This is a genomic window from Halobiforma lacisalsi AJ5, assembly GCF_000226975.2.
GTDB classification, from domain to species: Archaea; Halobacteriota; Halobacteria; order Halobacteriales; family Natrialbaceae; genus Natronobacterium; species Natronobacterium lacisalsi.
Map to the genome: position 1 here is coordinate 2,229,566 of NZ_CP019285.1, position 18,704 is coordinate 2,248,269.

An 18,704-nucleotide genomic window follows, 5' to 3' on the forward strand; every position below is an offset into this window, starting at 1 on the left:
TTTGCGAAAGCCGAAAACCTGCGGTTTTCGGAAGGGCGGGGAACTCGCGCTGCTTTTTGTTTAGAGGAAGTCGTTTAGCCCCGACTGATCCTCGTCCTGTTCTGCACTCGTGGCAGCGTCCGGGGAGTCGGACGCCGATCCGGTTTCCGTCTCGGCGTCGCTCTCGTCGCTCGAGTCGCCGAGCGTTACCTGGCCGCTCGAGTCGTCGGGTTCCGGTTTCGTTTGCGTCTCGTCGGTGTCGTCGGGTTCGTCGCCGTCCTCGCTTTCGCCCCTGCCGAAGAAGGCGCTGCCGGAGTGCTCGACGGTCGCTTCGGTTCGCATCTCCTCCGCGTCTTCGACGATCGACTGGACCTTGTTGGTGTCTTTTCCACTCCCGGTAACGAACGAGACGTCCTTCTCGTCGAGTTCGTAGACCGCGGTCATCCGGACCGTCAGATCGCGGTTCTTGCAGTGGTGGGTCATGGCCGAGAGGAACGGCAGGATCTCGCGGCGGGCCGTCGCGACGCTCGTTCCCTCGCGCTCGGCGATCCGTTCGGCGATGGCGTCACGGGTGTTGCGCTTGCCCTTGCTGCTGCCGAGTTTGCGCCAGTAACTCGGTGGCCCGTAGCGGGTCCAGCCCCCCTTGGGTTCCCGGCGGGAGGCGGCGACGCCCGCGGTCATGTTGTCGCTCGCGTACCGCCAGAACGAGTAGTCCTGGGTGGCGCGAACGCGGCCGAGCCATCGGTCGGCGTTCGAGAGGAACTCGTAGGCGTCCGCGAGTTCGGCCCCCTCGTAGTCTTTGGGCACGTTGTCCTCGATCCAGTTCAACATCTCGTCGGGTGTCTCGTCGACGTCGTAGGAGGCCTGCAACGCCCCCTGGGCGTCCTCTTCCTTGATCAGCGTATCGAGGAAGTCGAAGATGCCTTCGGTCGTGTCGCGCTCGCTCGTGACGACGTCCTCGACGGTCAGTCGCTCGGCCTCCTCGGCGACCGCCTGGAGGTCGTTGACCGCCGAGCGCAGGTCGCCGCTGGTCGATTCGGCGATCTTCTCTAAGGCTTCCTCCTCGAACTCGACGCCCTCGCGCCGGCAGATGTCCCGAAGGACCGGAACGATCGACCGCTTCGAGACGTCGCGAAACTCGATCGTCTCGCAGGCGTTTCGCAGCGACTGGCTCATGTCGTAGAACTCGTTGGCCACGAGGACGATCGGCTGGTTCGCGTTCTTGACGACCCGCGTGACTTCCCTCGAGCCGCCGTAGTCGGCGTTCCCGTGGAAGTTGTCGGCCTCGTCCAGGACGACGAGTCGGCGGCCCGCACCGCCGCCCGTGAGGGTGCCGCTCTTCGAGGCTTCGCCGGCGATGCGCTCGATAACGTCGGCCTGGCGGTTGTCGCTGGCGTTTAGCTCCATGACCGGCCAGCCCATGTCGTTGGCCAGCGCGTGGGCGGCAGAGGTCTTCCCGACGCCGGGGCTGCCGTGGACGATCACCGCGTCCCGGTGCTCGTCCCACGTCTCGGCCCACTCCTTCAGTTGGTCGCGGGCCTTGTTGTTTCCGCGTACCTCCGACAGGGTCGTCGGGCGGTACTTCTCGGTCCAGTCGCTCATTGGCACGTGGTTGGTGCGAGCCGCGTTTAGTGGTTGCGGAGCGTCATTCCTCGCGCTCGCCGACCGACTTCAGGTCGACACGAGACGTAACGTCCTCGTATGTGCCATCGCTCGAGACGATGGTCTCTCCGTTCGATTCGACGAGGTGAAGTGCGTCAAACGGCGTAAACCCGTGGTCTTCCACGTACGTCGCCGCCGTAACGACCGTCTCGACGTCACCGCGTATCTCGACGAGACTGGCGGCGTTCGAAACGACGCGTTCGGTATCGCGTTCCTCACGATAGGCGACCAGCAGGAGTTCGATGAGCGTGAACTGCGACGTCCACAACTCGTCGCGGTGTTCTCGGTACACTGACTCGGCGGCCTCGCCGAGCCAGTCTTCGTCCTTGATCAGCGCGAGGAGAAAATCGGTTTCCGCATACATCTATCGTCCGGCCTCGTCGAGCGCCGCGTCACGAGCGTCTTCACGAAGTTCATCGGCCGACTTCTCGACGTCAGCGAATTCGTCCCTGAGTGCCTCGAGCGGGTCGTCGGCGACTGGAACCAATTTGACCCCGCCGGGAAGCTGAACGACGTGATATCGGTCCCCGTATCGCTCCCGGATCTCCTTCGGGAGCGTGAGACGACCGCGGTCGTCCAGCGCTACGTCTGCCATACCCCGATGTTCGGTGGGCGAAAATAAAAACGTTCCCCGAATTCATCGATATACCCATCAGCGGGAGTAGCTATCGAGTCCGGCCACCCGTTCGCGTACCAGTTGCCACACTCAGTACATCGAATCTACAGCGAATTTTCTCGTCTTCTCGGTTCAGTCGCTCACTGGCACGTGGTTGGTGCGAGCCGCGTTTAGTGGTTGCAGAGCGTCGTTCCTCGCGCTCGCCGACCGCACCGTCGCGTGCTCGTGGGGGTCGTGGGCCCACGCGATTCATCGGGCGCTCGACCGAAAGGATATTGTATTTGACTGAAACCTCTGGGCATATGTCCCCCCTGAGCACGTCTTTCCTGTGGCTCCTCCTTGCGTTCGGCGTCGGGACTGCCTCGGTTCTCGGCGTCGGTCTCGGCTACGGTTACGGCCGTCTGGCTCGCAACTGGAGCGACGAACGGGCCGTTCGCGGAGCGAACGTCGTGGCGATCGGCCCGTCGGCGGTCGTGGGAATCGCCGTCTGGATCGTCGTCGATGCCGGCGCGACCGTGGGGGACCTACTCCGCGGCGACGGCGTCGGCACCGTGGTCCTCGCTGCCGTCGCCGGCGGCGTCGCCGCGGGGTGTGTCGCGGCGGGAACGGTCGCCGGGATTGCACGCCGGTACGACCTGCCGGGGATGGACGATCCGTCTTGCGCCCGAAACCACTATTTCCGGTACGTGTCCGGGCTGTTTATGGTTACTCTGCTTTTCGCCTCCCTGCTCGAGCCGGCGATCGAAGCCGGGGCGCTCGCAGTTGCCGGAGTACTGCTTTTGTTTTTCGCTGGCTTCTGGGCCGGTAGTCCCTTCCTCCGAGAGTTAACGATCGGGACGCGACCGCCGACCGGCCCCGAGCAGGATCGGCTCGAGGGGATCCTCGAGGCGGTGAGCCTCGAGCCACGACGCGTACGCGTCGTCGAGGCCGGCGATCGGTACGCTGGCGTCGAACTACTCGGAGCGCCCGGCGGCCGAACGCTCTTCGTCGGTGAAGGTGCGCTGTCGGGACTCGAAGACGAGGCTCTGACCGGAGTCGTCGCGGCTCGGCGGGAGCAGGCAGCCCACTGCGAGCGGTTCGTCTCCGCGATCGTCCTCGTGTGTGCTGCCGTGCCACTGTTGGCGGGTCTGACCGGCGAACTGCAACTGCCCGCCGGAATCGGAGCGACGGCAGTACTGGGGTTCGTCGGGTTCGCCGTCTCCCGACGGCTCCGATTGCGCGCGGACGCACGTGCTGCCGAGCGGGTCGGACCGGGAACGCTGGCCGACGCGTTCGAGCGGGCCGCCGACGAGTCGGGGTTCGATCTCGAGACGTCACCGAAACGCACCTGGTTCGGAACGACCCCGCCGCTTGCCGTACGGATCGAGCGACTCCGGGCTGCCGTGGCGTCCGGTGACGACTGATCGACGAACACCTCGAGACGAAAGGGCAGGACGAACCGAAACGAACGACGTGCGTCAGCGATACAGCGAGAGATAGAGCATGCCGAACCCGACGATGAACGGGACCGTCTCCACGATGTAAAACACGGTCGAGGGAGACGGGAGTTGCGAGATGATCGTCGTGAGTCCGACGCCCATACTGAGGAACGCGAACCCGATGAACGCCGATTCGAGGCGCTTCGAGGGCTGTTTACGATAGGACTGGAAACTGATGAGGGTCAGCCCGAGCGCCAGGGCGAACACCGTCATCTGCATCATCATCAGGAGGGCTTCGATGACTACCTCCATCGGCGCTCACCGGCCCGGCGGACCCGTCGGGAGAGGGCGGAATCGTTTCCCACCATCGTTATTGCACGCCCAGGTCGTCCCAGAGTCTGCTGAATCGATCCGGCAGGTTCTCCTCGCGGAAGATACGGACGTCGTACTCGTCGTCTTCGAGGGAGATGACCGTGCTGTTGAAGTTACAGGTGTACTCCTTGTAGTGGTTCCCGTCGTCGGCCACGAGAGTTCGATCCTTGATCAGGTCGTTCTCCTCGAGCAGGTCGAGACGACGGTAGATCGTCGGCTGGGAGAGATCGAGCCGCTCCGCGAGTTCTTTTGCCGAGCCGGGTTCTCGGCTAATCGACGCGAGAACGGTGCGTGCGTGTTCGTCCCCGATCGTATCGAGTATTTCTTCGATGGAGGACTCATCATCCATGTCTCGTTATTAGAAACATTCACAGCAAAAACTTTCCGAGTCGTCCAGGGCGTTTACATGTCAGTCAGCTCGCAATAGTATTTATACTATGACACTATCGGAGAAGAATCAAGTCGGGTGTTTTCAGCTCGTGAGAAAGCCTATATATACCGCTTTTCCTGTCCCGAAGCCGCTGACCACGATATATCATGCAAGGGTGTGATATCGAGATATGGCAACGACTGATGGCGTATCAAATGGGATGACCGAACCGTGTGAAGTGTGTGGTACAGACACGTTGCACGAGGTCTCGGTCCAGCTCGTAACCGAAGGTGGCAGCGGCGACAACGCACAGTACTCTCGTGAACCATACCGTGTTCGGGAATGTCAGCGGTGTGGCAACAGGGAGAGTCAGCGGATGAACAACGCCTGATCGGAACCCCCATCCACTCGGACGGTTTACTGTCCGTCAGTTCCGGCGCGACCGCGACTAGGGCGGCGGGTGCGCCGATCTATCGGGACAGGGATCCGTATCGGACGATCGCGGCGAGGCGACGACCGGGCGGGGAGGTGGCGAGACGACGGGAGCGATACCGGGACCGTCCGTGCGTGTTTTCGATCCGAGTTCTCGAAGCGTCTCCGGTAGCTACTTGAGTCGACCGCGCAACCGACACGACTATGGGCGGACGCGGGCCGAAACGAGAACTCGCGGAGAAGATCGCCGGGGAGATCACGCTGAGCGACGACCCCGGCGCGACTTTGCGAAAGTGGCGAACCGACTTCGACGTTTCCCAGACCGACCTGGCCGGGGAGCTGGACGTCTCCTCGTCGGTCATCTCCGACTACGAGAGCGGGCGACGCGAGAGCCCGGGGATCGGCGTCGTCGGTCGTCTCGTCGAGGGACTACTCGCCATCGACGAGCGCCGCGGCGGGGACCGCATCCGACAGTACGGTCGGGTTCTCTCCGCGGGGTTCGACAGCGACGTCGTTCACGACCTGCGGGAGTACGCGACGTCGATCCCCCTCGAGTCGCTGTACGAGGACATCGGGGCGACGGAGGTCACGGCCGGTAACACGGATCGCGTCAGCGGCCACACCGTCATCGACAGCATCGAGGCGATCACACGACTGTCCAGCGAGGAGTTCTTCCGCCTCTACGGACAGAGTACGAACCGTGTGCTCGTCTTCACGGGCGTGACTCGCGGGGAGTCGCCGCTGGTTGCCCTGCGAGTCGTCAACCCGACCCCCAACGCGGTGGTGTTACACGGGATCGACGAGGACGACCTGTGGGATCACGCGGCCGACCTGGCGCGCATCGACGGCTACGCGCTTGCCGTGACCGACGCGCCGCTCGAGGACGTGCTGGATCGACTGGTCACGATCGAGTAGCGGCGGGTCGCCGGACAAACTCGGGCATGGGACGGGCACGGGATCGCCAACGATGAGAGCGACGATGGAGCCAACGATTGTGGGTGATCGGCGATGAGCCCCTCGAAACTGCGGACGAGCGAGCGGCGCACGCTTCTTTTGACCATCGCGTACATGGGCTCGCTGGGCGTTGTCTATGCGATCGACGACTCGAAGCTCTGGTTGCTCTGGGCGGCCGTCGCCGTGGCCTTCGCGGGAGGAGTGTTGGTGCATTCTAACCGATCGTCCACGGAGGCCGAATCCGAAGCGACGTCCGCTCGAGGAGCGTCGGGACCGAGCACCGATGGTGACGGCGACGGGGGTTCCGGGTCGGGGGCCGAGGCAGAATCGAGGTCGCGGTCGACCTCCGACGCCGACCGCCGATAACCCGTCTCAGAACAGCCACCATCCGTGCCCAGCCAGCCCGAGCAGGAGCCACAGTCCGGTCGCACCCGTCACCGTGGCTCCGAAGGCACAGCCGGCTATCGTCCGCCGGAAGTGACGGTCCACGGCGCGGTCATTCCCCGGTACGACGACGAACTCCGGCATCGACGGGGCGTCCGTTATCGTGGGCCCGTCGCGTGCGACGCCGACCACCGTCACCTCGTCACCCGGCTCGAGTACCGACTCGTGGTAGACGGCGGCGTCGGCCTCGGGGTCCTCGCCGTCGGTCTCGAGGAGCCGGGTCGCGAGCGGCTCCGGCGGGGCCGCATCGGCCGGGACGGGGACGGATGCCGACCGCTCGAGGCGGACCGTTGCTCCTTCGGGATCGACCGCGATGCGCCCGGTCTCGTCGCGCACGGCGAAGGGGACCCGACGTTCGTCGACGCGCTCGGTGTGGTCGACGAGCAGCGATCCGAGGCCCGCGAAGCCGGGCTCCGTTCCCCGGCCGGCCCCAACCGTCGGCGACTCCGTCGGCAGCCGCTCGTCCTCGGCGACTCGAGTCGCGTCCAGCCGGTACTGGACCGCCTCGGTCCCGCTCACCGGGGCCTCGAGAGTCCCTTCGATCGGAGTGACTTCCCCGTCGACGCGGATCAGCCCCGACTCGGCTTCGACGCCGGCCGCTTCGATCGGCCGGCTCCGTCGGACGGCGAGATACGACCGGGCGTTGGTCGCCGCGCCCGCGAGGAGGTAACAGCCGGTCCCGACGAGGAGCCCGCCGGCGACGATGACCCCCAGCACGATTCGACTCCGTCCGAACGGGTTCCCGGGGCCGACGGGATATCGCCCGAGAGCGAAAGGGAGCCACGTCAGCAGGGTCGCGACTCCCATCGCGACCGCGTAGAGGCGGGGGTCGAGGTCGACCCGCCGGTCGAGCCAGTCGAGGCCCGTCCGGGCGTCGTCGTTCCAGACGGCCAGTCCGACGACGAGCAGCCAGACGTGTGCCAAAAGCGCCAGCACGGCGAGATCGAGGCCGGTGATCGCGTCGGTGGCGGCCGCTGTTGCTGTTGGTGTTGGTGTTGCTGTTGCGAGAGTGAACGACGACGCCGTCGATGCAACTACAACTACCATCGAAAAGAAGTGGAGGCGTAAACGGGAGCCCGAGCCCGGCGGCCCGATCAGGCGATCTGGTCCTCGTACTCGTCGGCGGACAGCAAGGTCTCGAGTTCGTCCGTGTCGTCGGCCTCGATCTCGAGCATCCAGCCGTCGCCGAACGGGTCCTCGTTGACGAGTTCGGGCGCGTCGAACAGTTCCTCGTTGATCGAGACGACTTCGCCGCCGACCGGCGCGTAGAGGTCCGACACCGCCTTGATCGATTCGATGACGCCGAACTCTTCTTCCTGACCGAGGTCGTCGCCCTCGTCGGGGAGTTCGACGAAGACTACGTCGCCGAGTTCGTCCTGTGCGAAGTCGGAGATACCGACGCGGACGATGCCGTCGGTTTCTTCGGCCCACTCGTGCGATTCCAGGTACCGCCTGTCGTCGGGTACGTCGAAGCTCATTGTGCTTATGCAGTATCGATGAAGGGTGTGGTTTCAACTCTTGCCTTTTTCGACCGGCCGCGGACGACGACCTGCAGGGTCGTTCCAGGATCCGAGTACTCGACTGGAACGTACGCGAAGCCGATCGCCTGTTCCAGCGTCGGGCTCATCGTGCCGCTCGTGACCGTGCCGATCACGCGGCTCTCGGTGTTCGTCACGTCGTAACCGTGCCGGGGGACGCCACGATCGATCAACTGGAAGCCGACCAGTTTCTCCTCGACGCCCTCTTCCTCGATCTCCGCGAGGGCGTCGCGGCCGACGAACTCTGTCTCGAGGTCGACGGTGAAGCCGATGCCGGCCTCGTAGGGGTTCCGCGGGTCGTCCTCGTGATCGAAGTCCTGTCCGGCAAGCAGGAGACCGGCCTCGATCCGGAGCGTATCCCGGGCGCCGAGCCCGCAGGGCTGGCAGTCGAACAGCGACCAGATGTGCTCGGCCTCGGACCAGGGAACGATCAGTTCGAACCCGTCCTCGCCGGTGTAGCCGGTGCGAGCCGTCCAGCAGTCGATGCCGTCGATCGTCGCGTACTGGGCTTCGAACCGGGAGAGATCGGTGACCGACTCGTCGGTCTCCGCCTCGACCAGATCGGGGGCCGACGGCCCCTGGACCGCGAACATCGCGTACTCGTCGGTCCGGTTGTCGACGGTCGCCTCGAGGTCGAGGTCGTTCCGATAGCTGATCCAGCGTTCGTGGGTCTCCTCGTCGGTGCCCGCGTTGGGAACGAAGAGGTAGGTCGGCTCCCCGTCCTCGTCCGGGAGTCGATAGACGACGGTGTCGTCGATGATGATTCCGTCCTCGTCGGTGATGGCTGCGTACTGGGAGTCGCCGACGTCGAGTCGACTCACGTCGTTGGTCGTGAGCCGCTGCATCAGGGTCGTTGCGTCAGGGCCGCTGACGTGAATCTGACCCATGTGAGAGACGTCGAAGATGCCGGCGTCCTCGCGGACGGCGTCGTGTTCCGTCTGGATCGAGTCGAACTCGACCGGCATGTCCCAGCCGCCAAACTCCGTGAACTTCGCTCCGCGCTCGTCGTGGATCCCACGTAACGGCGGCGTCTGAAGCGGCATACTTGAGGCTGACATTCCGGGGATAGTAATGTCTTTCCGTCGGCCGAATCGCCCTCGGACAGTCGTGCTGCGGGACGGAATCGTCCGCCTCCGGCAGGTGAGGTCTCCGGCGGGTGAGGTCTCCGGTGGGTCGAAGAAAGAAGGGTGCTCGAGCGCAGTCGATGTCGTGAGCCGTTCAGCTACTGTACTCCGTGAACGTCAGGGTATAGTCCCCGCTGCCGCTGTAGGCGTCGACCAGAACGTGGAGGTCCGTCGACGTGTCGGGGTTCTCGATGACGATCTCCTCGTCGCTTCCCCAGGTGTAGGAGATGTGGTCGTAGTCGGAGGTCGTCGGACACTGGTCGCGCTCGTTGGCGTAGAGGTCGAACGTCGAATCGCTCGGCCCCTGCAGGTCGATGACGATCTGGCGCGGATCGTCGAACTCCCAGCTATAGGTCCAGCAGTCGCTGTCCCAGTAGCCGCCGAGCGAGTCCGTGATAGTGCTCGTAGCGGTGTCGTCGCCGCCGTCGCCGTCATCGCCGTCGTCGCCGTCGTCCGGATCGGTGTTGACCGCGTTGTTCGCGTCCACGCGACCGGACCCCTGTTCGTCGGACGAGAGGCCGACGTCGACGGCGGTGTTCTGCAGGTGGTCGCGCAGTTGCTCGTTCGTGAGGTTCGTGTGGGCCGACAGGGTCAGCCCCGCGACGCCTGCCGCGACCGGTGACGCCATCGACGTCCCGGAGAACTCGTCGTAGTCGTCCCAGTTGACCGTCGAGAGGACGTTACTACCCGGAGCGGCGAGTTCGATCTCCGGTCCGACGTTCGAGAAGTTCGAGAGGTTCTCGTTCTCGTCGAGCGAGGAGACCGCGACGACGGTGTCGTACGCCGCGGGATACGAGACGCTGCTCCCGTAGTCGTTGCCGGCCGCCGCGACCAGCAGCGACCCCTCGTCGTAGGCGTACTGGCAGGCGTTGTCCATCGTGCTCGAGTAGCCGCCACCGCCCAGGGACATGTTGATGACCTCGGCTCCCTGGTCGGCCGACCACTGGATCGCGTCCGCGATGTCCGACAGCGACCCGCCGCCGCTCTCGTCGAGCGCGCGGGCACTCAGCAACGAACAGTTCGAGATACCGGCGTGGCCGGTCCCGTTGTCCGTCCCGCCGCCAGCGATCCCGCCGACGTGCGTCCCGTGGTTCTCGTCCTGGGTTACCGGATACGGGTCGCCGTCGCTGTCGGCGAAGTCGTACCCGTAGTTCGAGACGCTGCCGTCCATGCTCCCCTCGAGGTTGGGGTGGTCGTACTGGATCCCCTGGTCGACGATCGAAATCGTCACGTCGGAGTCACCCAGTGTGGTGTCCCACGCGCCCTCACAGTTGACCTGCTGGGGGGCGTACTGGTCGCCGTAGAGGGGATCGTTCGGCGTGTAGAACGCCTTGACCGTCGCGTTGTCTTCGGCGTACTCGACGTCGCGATCCTCGAGGACGTTCTCCTTGAATTTCCTTTTCGCCCGGTCGGCGGCCTTTTCCGGGAACTCGACCGCGACGTAGCCGAGCGTTTCGTTCTCGTGGACGATCTTTGCGTTGCTGGGGATCTTCGTCTCGACCGTCCCCCGGAGATCGGAGACCGAATCGTCGAGGCCAACGAGGATTTCGTTTTTCTTCGGGCCCGGTTTACGACCCGGGGTCGCGCCGGTGACGCCGCTGAACCCGAGGAACGCACCCAGTGCACCGGTCGCTTTCAGTACTGATCGTCGATCGAACGTTGGGTTGTCATCACCTGTCATGGTGTAGTGTCACGAACGACGAATGTATATTAAAACGTTGTGAAACGCTGAGAAATTTAATACGATATTGATAGGATCATGTGAGTGTCTTCGGAAAGTAGCTTTCAGACATTTTCACTGGAAGTTGTGATAGGCTGTTACTACTAGTAATCTGATTGAACTCGAACACCGTTGTTTCGGACCCTCAGCCGAAGCGGCGGTCAAAACGGTGGTGATCGGAAAACCGCGGACCGGAAGCGGGGTGGACCGCTGCTCCACGGGGAGGGTCGGTTATCGCCCTCGTTCCTCGACGGTTACCTCGTACTCACCGGACCCACTGTTGGCGTGAACCTGCAACCGCAGTTCCTCGTCGCCCTCGAGGTCGACGGTGATCGACTCGTCGCTCTCGGAGCCATCGCTCGACTCGTCGTAGTCCCACCGCGAGGGGGAGCGCCCATCGAGCGTAACGTAGAGGTCGAAGTCGGCCCCGTCGGGACCGTCGAGCGCGACCGTCGCCGAGCACGGATCGGCGGTTCGCAGCGAGTAGGTGTAGCTGTCGGTCCCGCCCCACCAGCGACCGGAGAGGGATCCCTCGGCACTTGCCGTGACGGTCTCGTCTCCACACTGGGGTTCGCCGTCGTCGGCCTCCCAGTCGCCGACCCCCTCGAGATCGCGCAGGTCGAACGCGTGGCCGTTGACGACCGCCGTCAGGTCCACGTTCGTCTCGACGTCAGTCACGGCCCCGGTGATGTGGAAGTCGTCGACGTAGCCGCCGAGGTAGCCCTCGACGACGAACTCCTCGCCGTCGGTCGTCGCGATGTCGCGGTACGGATCGTCGGGGTCGGTGTTGGCGTTCTCGCCGGGTTCGGCGGTGCCGCGACCTTCGATCCGGTACTCGGCGACCCGGTCGAGGGACTCGCCCTCGAGTTCGACGTGGTTCGACTCGTCGTCGTTCCAGACCTCGTCTATCCCGGGATCCTCGGTGTCGTCTTCCTCGTCATCGTCGTCACCGTAATCGGGGTTCTCGGGCTCGTAGCCGTCCGGTACCGTGTTCACTGCGGCGTCGGCGTCGACGCGGCCGTACCCCTGTGCGGCGGCAGAAAGGCCGACGTCGGTCGCCGTCTGTCGGAGGTGCTTCCGGAGCGTCTCGACGTCCAGGTCCGGATATTCGGACAGCACGAGACCGGCCACGCCGGCCACGATCGGCGAGGCGATCGACGTCCCCGATGCGCGCGTGTACCCGTCGTTGAGAGTCGTCGTGACGATGCTCGTTCCGGGTGCGGCGAGTTCGATCTCGGATCCACGGTTGGAGAACGACGCCAGCCGATCGTGCGAATCGAGCGCGGAGACGGCGATCACGGAGTCGTACACCGCCGGATACGCGACGCTCCCGCCGGAGTTACCCGCAGCCGCGACGAGCAGACAACCCTGGTCGTAGGCGTACTGGCAGGCGTTTCGGAGGGTGTGCCAGTCGCTCGAGCTCCCCAGCGAGAGGTTGATGACGTCGACGCCCTGATCGGCCGACCACTGGACGGCGTCGGCGATATCGGCGAGCGAGCCGGTGCCGCTCGCGTCGAGCGCGCGGGCGCTCAGCATCGAACAGTTCGAGACCCCTGCGTGACCGGTCCCGTTGTCAGTCGCGCCGACGGCAGCCCCCGAGACCATCGTCCCATGGGTTTCGCTCCCGCTTCTGGGATAGGGGTCGCTGCCGCCGCCGACGAACACCTCGCCGATCCGGTCGTCGACGTTTTCGGCCAGGTTCTCGTGGTCGTAGGCCGTACCCGTGTCGACGATCGAGATCGTCACGTCCGAATCGCCAAACGTCTCGTCCCAGGCACCCTCGCAGTTGACCTGCTGGGGGGCATGCTGGGACCCGTAGTAGGGGTCGTTCGGCGCGGCGAAGGACTCGATGGTCGCGTTCTCCTCGACGTACTCGATCTCGTCGACGGACGCGAGGGCGTCTTCGATCGCCGTCTTCGCCTCCTCGGGCGTGTTCTCCGGGAACTCGATCGTCGCGTAGTGGATCGCCTCGTTGGTGTGAACCACCTGGCCGTCGACGATCGAGGAATCGACCGCGCTCTCGACGTCGGAGACGTCCGGCGAGACGCCGACGAGCAGTTCGGTCGCTCCCGCGTCGGCTTCGTCGTCGCCGTCGGCAGCCGCGACGCCGCTCGAGCCGAGAAACGCCCCGAGCGCGCCGGCAGCCTTGAGTACGGATCGTCGGTCGGAAGTGGGGGAATCGTCCGGTGGCATCTGACGACAGTCAGGTATTCCTGAAATTATTAAAAACTTCGTCAACTCTGAAGGATTTATCCGCACATATTTTCGTATTTAACTTGTTATTCATAACACTATTATCTTATAAAGCAGGAACGAGTGAAGGTCTCGGTTTAGTACCGGTATACGGCCCGTAGAACTTCGAACGGGTTTTCGCCCGAGTGCATCGGGGTCGACGGCTCGAGGCGTTTCGCTACACCTATCCCGCGGTCTCGACTACGGTCGGGCATGTTCGAACGCGTTCGGGCCCGTCTGGTGTCCGATCACTCCCGCTCACGCTCTCGCTCCCGCGAGCCGACGGTCGGGTTGTTCGTCGACGGCCCGAACGTCTTCCGTGACGAGTTCGACGTCGACCTGGACGACCTCCGCGAGGCAGTCGGCGACCTCGGCCGGGTCGGGGTGATCCGACTCTACCTCGACGAGCACGCGACACCGGGACTGATCCAGGCCGCGGAGGCCCGTGGCTTCGAGGTGATCATCACCAGCGGCGACGTCGACGTCAAACTCGCCGTCGACGCGACCGCGCTGTCCGGGGACGGCACGATCGACCGCCTCGCGATCGCCTCCCGCGATACGGATTTCAAGCCCGTCCTCGAGCACGCCGGCGCGGTCGGCGTCGAGACGATCGCGATCGCACCCGGCGAATACGGTCGCTCCGACGCGCTCCGGAACGCGGCCGACGAGGCTGTGACGATGGGGACCGACGGGGACTGACTGCGCGAGTCGGGTCGCCCGGGCCCGACTGCTACACCGACTGCGACGCGGTCGAGACTTTATACCTGCTCCTGTCGTTGAACGCGTATGGAAACGGTCACACACCACGGCCGGGAGACGGCCTACGAACGGCTGGGGGAGGGGAACGGCGAACACGACCGGCCGGCGATCTGTTGTGTCCACGGTAGCGGCGGCGACCGACGGCTCTGGGGGAACCAACGGCCGCTCGCCGACGCGACCGGTCGACCGGTGGTCGCGCTCGATCTCAGTGGCCACGGCGACTCGAGCGACGTCGACGCCAGCCCAGGCTACACGACGCTGTCGGCACACGTCGACGACGTTCTCGCGGTCGCGGAGGCGACCGACGCCGACGTTCTGATTGGAAACTCGATGGGCGGTGCGGTCGTCATACAACTGGTCCTCGAGCGGGCCTTTACCCCCGAAGCGGTCGTCCTGAACGGGACTGGCGCGCGGCTTGGCGTCCTCGAGGACCTGCTGGAGTGGCTCGAGACCGACTTCGAGCGTGCCGTCGAGTTTCTCCACGGTCGGAACCGGCTCTTTCACGACCCCGAGTCGGCGGCCGCGGAACGCTCCCGGGAAGTGATGCTCGACTCCGGTCAGGCGGTAACGAACCGCGATTTCCGGACCTGTCACCGGTTCGACGCCCGTCACCAGCTATCGGGGATCGACGTCCCGACGCTCGTCGTCTACGGCGAGTACGACCAGTTGACGCCGCCGTGGTTCCATGAGTTCCTCGCCGACGAGATCCCCGACGCCGGACTGGTCGGCATCGGCGACGCCGCCCAGTCGACGATGCTCGAGCGACCAGAGCCGTTCAACGAGGCTGTCGCGGCGTTTCTCGACGGCTAGTAGAGGTCCTCGAGATCGCTCTCCTCGTGGCTGTGTTCCTCGGCCGGGAACTCGCCCGACTCGACGGCGGCGACGTACTCCTCGACGGCCGACTCCATCTCCTCGCGGACCGCGCCGAACCGTTTGGCGAACGAGGGCGACCACTCGCTCAGGCCGACGGCGTCGTCGACGACGAGTACTTGCCCGTCGCAGTCCGGCCCGGCCCCGATCCCGATGGTCGGGATGTCGATCGCGTCGGTCACTTCCGCCGCGAGGTTCGCCGGCACGTGCTCGAGGACGAGCGAGAACGCGCCCGCGTCCTCGTGTGCTTTGGCGAGTTCGATGATACGCTCGGCCGCCTCCGCGTCGGTCCCCTGGCGCGGGTAACCGCCGTACTGGTTGACGTGCTGGGGCGTCAGGCCGAGATGGGCCATCACCGGGATGCCCAGTTGAACCATCTTCTCGGTGAGTTCGACGGTGTGGGGACCGCTCTCGAGTTTGATCGCCTCGGCCCCTTCCTCCTTGAGCATCCGTCCCGCGTTCTCGATGCTGTCTTTCTCGTCGACGCCGAACGAGAGGAAGGGCATGTCCGCGACGACCAGGGCGTCTTCGGTCGCGCGCGAGACGGCTCCGACGTGGCGCGCGACGTCGTCGACGGTGACCGGAACGGTCGTCTCGTAGCCCAGCGACGCGTTGCCGACGCTGTCGCCGACGAGGATCACGTCGACGTCAGCGTCGTCGACGATCCCGGCCGTCGGCGCGTCGTAGGCCGTCAACATCGTGATCGGTTCCTTCCCGGCCTTCCTCTTGATGTCCCGGACGGTAGGCATACCCTGCCATTCGAACCCGACGATTAAATGTCATCGTTCTATCCTCGCCGACCGCCGGCAGCCGAGCGTATAACCCGCGATGCTTATGAGGAATCGGTCGAGAGTGTCGAACGTGCCGGAACCCGTCGAAACGACCGACCCGGACGGCGTCGACTACGGCTGGGTGATGCAGGTCACCTTCGTACTCACTATCCTCGTCGGCGCGCCGACGGTCGCCCTGCTGTCGATCCCCGCCGACCTCCCGTCCTGGGAGACGCGGGCCGAGTTCGCGATCCGCGTCGGCGCCGTCGTCTGGCTCGTCGTCTCGATCGCGGTCTTCACCTACGCGAAGCGACGCCGGGACTGACCGCCGGCCTCACTGCCGGTCGACGTACTCGAAGGCCGTCCCCGCACGCCGGGCCGTTACCTCGTCGCGTTCCGAATCGCCGACGAACACCGTCCCGTCCGGCGACGCGCCGATCCCCCGAACCGTCTCGAGCAGCGGCTCCGGGTGGGGTTTCCGGGTCGCGACGGTGTCGCGACCGACGACGGCGTCGACCGACTCGAGCAGCCCGTGTTCCTCGAGCGCGATCCGACACGCCCGCTCGCAGTTGAGCGAACAGACGCCGACGGGCACCGTCGCCTCGAGGTCGCGGAGTTCGTCCGCCCGGGGAAGCCGCGGTGCCGACCGCGCTCCCTCCCGCTCGTGGGCCGCGATGGTCGATTCGACGGCGGACCGGACGCCCGCATCGTCCGCGGCACCGAGCAGTTCCCAGAGGTCGCCGCCGGGCCGCTCGAGGCCGGCGTCCTCGTAGACCGCCCTGACGTCCGCGGTGACGCGGCCCCAGTCGACCGCGAGGTCCACGAGAGTGCCGTCCAGATCGTACACGATGGCCTCGTATTCTGTCACGGTCGACGGTACGGTCGGCGGAAGAATAGTGACTTCGGTCGCGACGTCGGGGTGGGAGACTGGAAACTAGGGACTCGAGGCACGAGGCTCGAGGCACGAGGCTCGCGGCTCGAGGCACGAAGCCCGTGGATGGCCACCCCCGAAAAGAACGCGATGCCGACGCCGACGCCGACGCGACGTGTCCACCGACGGTCCGGAACCTGCCACGCCACGCCGCCCGTCAGTGCGAGTCGGTCACCATCCCGTTTGTCGGATCCTCGAGTTGCTCGCTGGCGAGCACCCGGTTCGCCCGGCGCAGGCGCTCGGACAGCGCCTGGTGGGAGATATCGAGTTCGTTCGCCAGTTCCTCGAGCGAAATCTCCCGGGGAACGTCGTAGTAGCCCTGGCGGTAGGCCTCGGCGATCGCCTCTTGCTGGGGCTCGGTGAGCGCGGCCGTCGTCTCGAGGTCTTCGTCGGCCCCCGCTTCGACCATCCGCCTGACGTCGACTCGTGTCCCCTGCTCCTCGATGTCGGAGACGGCGTCCGATAGCTCCTCGCGGAGCGGGAACAGCAGCCGAAGCGTCCACTGGTCGTCGGCGACGCTGGCACCGAGTACCGTCCCGCCGTGGCCGTAGACGGCCTGGCAGATCGAGGCGACGTCTCCACTGTACCGGAGCCGGTAGAACCACTCCTCGTCGGCCGTCTCGTCGAGCAGCCGCCGGTACTGATCGACCGACGGATCCCGCTCGAGGGCAGGCTCGAGGGCGTCGGGTTCGACGTTGGAGAACCAGACCAGAGGGGTCGTCCGGCACGGCCCTTCGGCGACGACGCTCTCGACGTGTACCTCGAGGTCCGGCAGTTCGCGGAACGTGTCCGCGAGCGCGAACCCGTCGGTCGGGAGGGTGAGTTCGGCGATCGTCGTCACCGCGGGATCACCTCCGGATCGCGGTGGCCACGGTCGGCGTCGCGACTTCGATACCGGCACCGACGCTCGCCACGGGACGCGGCGCTCTCCGGTTCGCGAACGATACCGTCGTAGTGGGTCGGGGGCTCGAACCGTCTCATCATAGTACCGATCCGGAGCGATCCGAATCACGAGCGCGAGCGCGACCGCGAAAGTGACCCTATTGCGGAGATACCGGTTCGGATCCACCGACGCGTGCAGTACGGTCTCACGACCGGGTCGCGTCGGTAGAAGGGACAGCGCGGACGCCGTTGATGAGCAGGCTTTGATGTTCCAGCGGTTTAAGTCGGGACGGGAAACGTTCGAGCCCGATCGTTTCACTCCAGGCGTGCGAGCCTGTTGAGCGCGTAGACGGTCCGCAACACGTCGACGCTTTTCCCGCGATCGAAGACGAGTTCGTCCGTCTCGAGGACGTGCTCCAAGGTATCCTGCGAGGCGTGTTCCGGCGCGGCCGCGATCCCGGTGTCGTTCTCCGCGACCCACTTCATCACCCGCAGATCGCTCTTGGAGTCGCCCATCACGAGCGCGAACGGATCGTCGACGCCTAACACCTCGAGCGCGCGCTCGACGCCGACGACCTTGTTCAGCTCGAGGCTGCCGATCTCGGCCGCGTCGGCCTCGTAGTAAGCGACGTCGATCCGCTCGAGGACCGAGACGAGTTCCGAAGGTGGGTCCTCCGTGAGGTCCGGGTACGCGCCCTGGCCCTCGAGGACGGCACGGATCTCGGGGTCCTGCCCGGCGTAGAAGGAGCGGGTCCAGTCGCGGATAGACGTCGTCTCCCCGTCGTCATCGTCGTCCGCGCCGTTCGCGTCGCTCGCGTCGAGCGCATCGATCGCGGAGCCGACGGCGTCGGCGAGCAGATCGATCAGATAGACCAGCGCCTCGTCGATGACCTCGCGTGCCTGCGAGGACCCGGTCTCGTAGTTGGGCTTCATCGTGACGTTGAACTCGTTGCCCTGGAGGTGACACCCTCGCCGGAGGTTCTCGGGCGCTTCTGGGAGCACGCGGGAACGAACGTCGCCGAAGACGGTCCGGATCTCCTCGTCCAGGTCCTCGTAGAGCAGTTGCTTCGTCTCCGCGCCGTGGCCCGGGGTGAACACCCCCGTTCCCGCCTCGTAGACGATCGACAGCTCCCCGGAGTGAACGATTTCGCTGCCCAGCCCCTGGATCGCGAACCCCTTGACGTTCTCGAGGGTCTGGCCGGTACAGATGACGATCGGGACGCCGGCCTCGTGGAACTCCGTCAGCACGTGCAGCGTCTCGCGGGGGATCTCGTTGTCCGTCCCGCCGGCCGAGCGCAGCGTCTCGTCGACGTCCAGGACGAGCACGTTCACCGCGCGGCCGTACTTAGCCTCGAGGTCGAGCGCGGTAAACGCCTGGTCGCGGTCGGCCCACGAGGCCACCTCCGCGAACGTCTCGCCCGCGGCGAAATCGCTTCTGATCTCGTCCTTTCGCTCCTCGAGTTCCTCCGTCGCGCTCTGCCAGTGCTCGAGGGCGGCCCGCGAGTCGACCGCGGGGAAGACGTCGACGAACTCCTGGTACTCCCGCAGGGTCTCGGTGTCGTACTCGTCGTAGAGCCGGTAGACGAGGTCGTATCGTTCCATGGTAACTACAGTCGGTGCCGAGTGAATAA

The 18,704-nt window shown here is 65.4% G+C and carries 21 protein-coding genes; 7 read left to right on the top strand and 14 right to left on the bottom strand.

Annotated features, from left to right (window positions below; genetic code table 11):
* Positions 1-60 precede the first annotated feature (60 nt).
* From CHINAEXTREME_RS10685 to CHINAEXTREME_RS10695, 3 genes are read right to left on the bottom strand one after another with little or no spacing between them, the layout of a single operon-like run.
* Positions 61-1,581, bottom strand: coding sequence for a replication factor C large subunit (locus tag CHINAEXTREME_RS10685; RefSeq protein ID WP_007143538.1), 1,521 nt, complete (start codon positions 1,579-1,581; stop codon positions 61-63).
* Between the two features lie 43 nt (positions 1,582-1,624).
* Positions 1,625-2,005 (bottom strand): type II toxin-antitoxin system VapC family toxin, encoded by a 381-nt coding sequence (locus CHINAEXTREME_RS10690; RefSeq protein ID WP_007143539.1) that lies wholly within the window; start codon positions 2,003-2,005, stop codon positions 1,625-1,627.
* The gene (locus CHINAEXTREME_RS10695) at positions 2,006-2,236 is read right to left on the bottom strand and encodes an AbrB/MazE/SpoVT family DNA-binding domain-containing protein (protein WP_007143540.1); all 231 of its coding nucleotides are present in this window, start codon (positions 2,234-2,236) and stop codon (positions 2,006-2,008) included. It abuts the gene before it with no gap.
* Between the two features lie 323 nt (positions 2,237-2,559).
* Between CHINAEXTREME_RS10695 and CHINAEXTREME_RS10700 the strand changes: the two genes are divergently transcribed.
* Positions 2,560-3,660 (top strand): M48 family metalloprotease, encoded by a 1,101-nt coding sequence (locus CHINAEXTREME_RS10700; RefSeq protein WP_007143541.1) that lies wholly within the window; start codon positions 2,560-2,562, stop codon positions 3,658-3,660.
* Between the two features lie 54 nt (positions 3,661-3,714).
* Here CHINAEXTREME_RS10700 and CHINAEXTREME_RS10705 read toward each other — a convergent pair whose 3' ends face one another.
* Together CHINAEXTREME_RS10705 and CHINAEXTREME_RS10710 are read right to left on the bottom strand one after the other, a co-directional pair.
* Complete coding sequence (locus CHINAEXTREME_RS10705) at positions 3,715-3,987, bottom strand: DUF7521 family protein (protein ID WP_007143542.1); 273 nt, start codon at positions 3,985-3,987, stop codon at positions 3,715-3,717.
* A 58-nt stretch (positions 3,988-4,045) separates the two neighbouring features.
* On the bottom strand, positions 4,046-4,396 hold the full coding sequence (locus tag CHINAEXTREME_RS10710) for an ArsR/SmtB family transcription factor (protein ID WP_007143543.1): 351 nt from the start codon (positions 4,394-4,396) through the stop codon (positions 4,046-4,048).
* 211 nt (positions 4,397-4,607) lie between these two features.
* On the opposite strand from CHINAEXTREME_RS10710, the gene CHINAEXTREME_RS10715 reads away from it, so the two are divergent.
* The 3 genes from CHINAEXTREME_RS10715 to CHINAEXTREME_RS10725 all read left to right on the top strand — a co-directional run bounded on the left by CHINAEXTREME_RS10715 (position 4,608) and on the right by CHINAEXTREME_RS10725 (position 6,169).
* The gene (locus CHINAEXTREME_RS10715) at positions 4,608-4,808 is read left to right on the top strand and encodes a DUF7835 family putative zinc beta-ribbon protein (protein ID WP_076738724.1); all 201 of its coding nucleotides are present in this window, start codon (positions 4,608-4,610) and stop codon (positions 4,806-4,808) included.
* Between the two features lie 245 nt (positions 4,809-5,053).
* A complete protein-coding gene (locus tag CHINAEXTREME_RS10720; RefSeq protein WP_007143544.1) occupies positions 5,054-5,764 on the top strand; it encodes a helix-turn-helix domain-containing protein in 711 nt (236 codons plus the stop codon).
* A gap of 93 nt (positions 5,765-5,857) precedes the next feature.
* Positions 5,858-6,169, top strand: a complete 312-nt coding sequence (locus CHINAEXTREME_RS10725; RefSeq protein ID WP_007143545.1) for a hypothetical protein — start codon at positions 5,858-5,860, stop codon at positions 6,167-6,169.
* 6 nt (positions 6,170-6,175) lie between these two features.
* On the opposite strand, the gene CHINAEXTREME_RS10730 is transcribed toward CHINAEXTREME_RS10725, so the two are convergent.
* From CHINAEXTREME_RS10730 to CHINAEXTREME_RS10750, 5 genes are all read right to left on the bottom strand, one after another.
* On the bottom strand, positions 6,176-7,294 hold the full coding sequence (locus tag CHINAEXTREME_RS10730; protein WP_238593250.1) for an E3 ubiquitin ligase family protein: 1,119 nt from the start codon (positions 7,292-7,294) through the stop codon (positions 6,176-6,178).
* A gap of 47 nt (positions 7,295-7,341) precedes the next feature.
* Positions 7,342-7,725 carry a glycine cleavage system protein GcvH gene (gene gcvH / locus CHINAEXTREME_RS10735; RefSeq protein ID WP_007143547.1) on the bottom strand — a complete coding sequence of 128 codons (384 nt, stop codon included), beginning with the start codon at positions 7,723-7,725 and terminating at the stop codon, positions 7,342-7,344.
* Positions 7,726-7,730: 5 nt separating this feature from the next.
* Complete coding sequence (gene gcvT / locus CHINAEXTREME_RS10740; RefSeq protein WP_007143548.1) at positions 7,731-8,828, bottom strand: glycine cleavage system aminomethyltransferase GcvT; 1,098 nt, start codon at positions 8,826-8,828, stop codon at positions 7,731-7,733.
* Between the two features lie 175 nt (positions 8,829-9,003).
* Positions 9,004-10,590, bottom strand: a complete 1,587-nt coding sequence (locus CHINAEXTREME_RS10745; RefSeq protein WP_007143549.1) for a S8 family peptidase — start codon at positions 10,588-10,590, stop codon at positions 9,004-9,006.
* Between the two features lie 270 nt (positions 10,591-10,860).
* Positions 10,861-12,822 (bottom strand): S8 family serine peptidase, encoded by a 1,962-nt coding sequence (locus tag CHINAEXTREME_RS10750; protein WP_007143550.1) that lies wholly within the window; start codon positions 12,820-12,822, stop codon positions 10,861-10,863.
* A 252-nt stretch (positions 12,823-13,074) separates the two neighbouring features.
* On the opposite strand from CHINAEXTREME_RS10750, the gene CHINAEXTREME_RS10755 reads away from it, so the two are divergent.
* Together CHINAEXTREME_RS10755 and CHINAEXTREME_RS10760 are read left to right on the top strand one after the other, a co-directional pair.
* Positions 13,075-13,560, top strand: a complete 486-nt coding sequence (locus CHINAEXTREME_RS10755) for an NYN domain-containing protein (RefSeq protein WP_007143551.1) — start codon at positions 13,075-13,077, stop codon at positions 13,558-13,560.
* Positions 13,561-13,647: 87 nt separating this feature from the next.
* Positions 13,648-14,430, top strand: coding sequence for an alpha/beta fold hydrolase (locus CHINAEXTREME_RS10760; protein WP_007143552.1), 783 nt, complete (start codon positions 13,648-13,650; stop codon positions 14,428-14,430).
* Here the strand turns inward: CHINAEXTREME_RS10760 and panB are convergent.
* Positions 14,427-15,239: a 3-methyl-2-oxobutanoate hydroxymethyltransferase gene (gene panB / locus CHINAEXTREME_RS10765; RefSeq protein WP_007143553.1), complete on the bottom strand. Its 813-nt coding sequence runs from the start codon at positions 15,237-15,239 to the stop codon at positions 14,427-14,429. The two genes, CHINAEXTREME_RS10760 and panB, sit on opposite strands and share 4 nt — an antisense overlap.
* A 112-nt stretch (positions 15,240-15,351) precedes the next feature.
* On the opposite strand from panB, the gene CHINAEXTREME_RS10770 reads away from it, so the two are divergent.
* Positions 15,352-15,585 (top strand): DUF5822 domain-containing protein, encoded by a 234-nt coding sequence (locus CHINAEXTREME_RS10770; protein ID WP_007143554.1) that lies wholly within the window; start codon positions 15,352-15,354, stop codon positions 15,583-15,585.
* A gap of 9 nt (positions 15,586-15,594) precedes the next feature.
* On the opposite strand, the gene CHINAEXTREME_RS10775 is transcribed toward CHINAEXTREME_RS10770, so the two are convergent.
* The 3 genes from CHINAEXTREME_RS10775 to CHINAEXTREME_RS10785 form a co-directional block, all read right to left on the bottom strand.
* Positions 15,595-16,128 (bottom strand): HAD family hydrolase, encoded by a 534-nt coding sequence (locus CHINAEXTREME_RS10775; RefSeq protein WP_007143555.1) that lies wholly within the window; start codon positions 16,126-16,128, stop codon positions 15,595-15,597.
* Positions 16,129-16,348: 220 nt separating this feature from the next.
* A complete protein-coding gene (locus CHINAEXTREME_RS10780; RefSeq protein ID WP_007143556.1) occupies positions 16,349-17,032 on the bottom strand; it encodes a helix-turn-helix domain-containing protein in 684 nt (227 codons plus the stop codon).
* 356 nt (positions 17,033-17,388) lie between these two features.
* The gene (locus CHINAEXTREME_RS10785; RefSeq protein WP_007143557.1) at positions 17,389-18,675 is read right to left on the bottom strand and encodes an HAD family hydrolase; all 1,287 of its coding nucleotides are present in this window, start codon (positions 18,673-18,675) and stop codon (positions 17,389-17,391) included.
* Positions 18,676-18,704: the final 29 nt, after the last annotated feature.

Bases quoted from the DNA above. Each gene is read 5' to 3' on its own strand.
- CHINAEXTREME_RS10690 (WP_007143539.1), bottom strand. From the start codon at position 2,005: ATGTATGCGGAAACCGATTTTCTCCTCGCGCTGATCAAGGACGAAGAC.
- CHINAEXTREME_RS10695 (WP_007143540.1), bottom strand. From the start codon at position 2,236: ATGGCAGACGTAGCGCTGGACGACCGCGGTCGTCTCACGCTCCCGAAG.
- CHINAEXTREME_RS10700 (WP_007143541.1), top strand. From the start codon at position 2,560: ATGTCCCCCCTGAGCACGTCTTTCCTGTGGCTCCTCCTTGCGTTCGGC.
- CHINAEXTREME_RS10745 (WP_007143549.1), bottom strand. From the start codon at position 10,590: ATGACAGGTGATGACAACCCAACGTTCGATCGACGATCAGTACTGAAA.
- CHINAEXTREME_RS10785 (WP_007143557.1), bottom strand. From the start codon at position 18,675: ATGGAACGATACGACCTCGTCTACCGGCTCTACGACGAGTACGACACC.
- gcvT (WP_007143548.1), bottom strand. From the start codon at position 8,828: ATGCCGCTTCAGACGCCGCCGTTACGTGGGATCCACGACGAGCGCGGA.
- CHINAEXTREME_RS10685 (WP_007143538.1), bottom strand. From the start codon at position 1,581: ATGAGCGACTGGACCGAGAAGTACCGCCCGACGACCCTGTCGGAGGTA.
- CHINAEXTREME_RS10750 (WP_007143550.1), bottom strand. From the start codon at position 12,822: ATGCCACCGGACGATTCCCCCACTTCCGACCGACGATCCGTACTCAAG.
- CHINAEXTREME_RS10730 (WP_238593250.1), bottom strand. From the start codon at position 7,294: ATGGTAGTTGTAGTTGCATCGACGGCGTCGTCGTTCACTCTCGCAACA.
- CHINAEXTREME_RS10725 (WP_007143545.1), top strand. From the start codon at position 5,858: ATGAGCCCCTCGAAACTGCGGACGAGCGAGCGGCGCACGCTTCTTTTG.
- CHINAEXTREME_RS10715 (WP_076738724.1), top strand. From the start codon at position 4,608: ATGGCAACGACTGATGGCGTATCAAATGGGATGACCGAACCGTGTGAA.
- CHINAEXTREME_RS10705 (WP_007143542.1), bottom strand. From the start codon at position 3,987: ATGGAGGTAGTCATCGAAGCCCTCCTGATGATGATGCAGATGACGGTG.
- CHINAEXTREME_RS10710 (WP_007143543.1), bottom strand. From the start codon at position 4,396: ATGGATGATGAGTCCTCCATCGAAGAAATACTCGATACGATCGGGGAC.
- panB (WP_007143553.1), bottom strand. From the start codon at position 15,239: ATGCCTACCGTCCGGGACATCAAGAGGAAGGCCGGGAAGGAACCGATC.
- CHINAEXTREME_RS10755 (WP_007143551.1), top strand. From the start codon at position 13,075: ATGTTCGAACGCGTTCGGGCCCGTCTGGTGTCCGATCACTCCCGCTCA.
- CHINAEXTREME_RS10760 (WP_007143552.1), top strand. From the start codon at position 13,648: ATGGAAACGGTCACACACCACGGCCGGGAGACGGCCTACGAACGGCTG.
- gcvH (WP_007143547.1), bottom strand. From the start codon at position 7,725: ATGAGCTTCGACGTACCCGACGACAGGCGGTACCTGGAATCGCACGAG.
- CHINAEXTREME_RS10720 (WP_007143544.1), top strand. From the start codon at position 5,054: ATGGGCGGACGCGGGCCGAAACGAGAACTCGCGGAGAAGATCGCCGGG.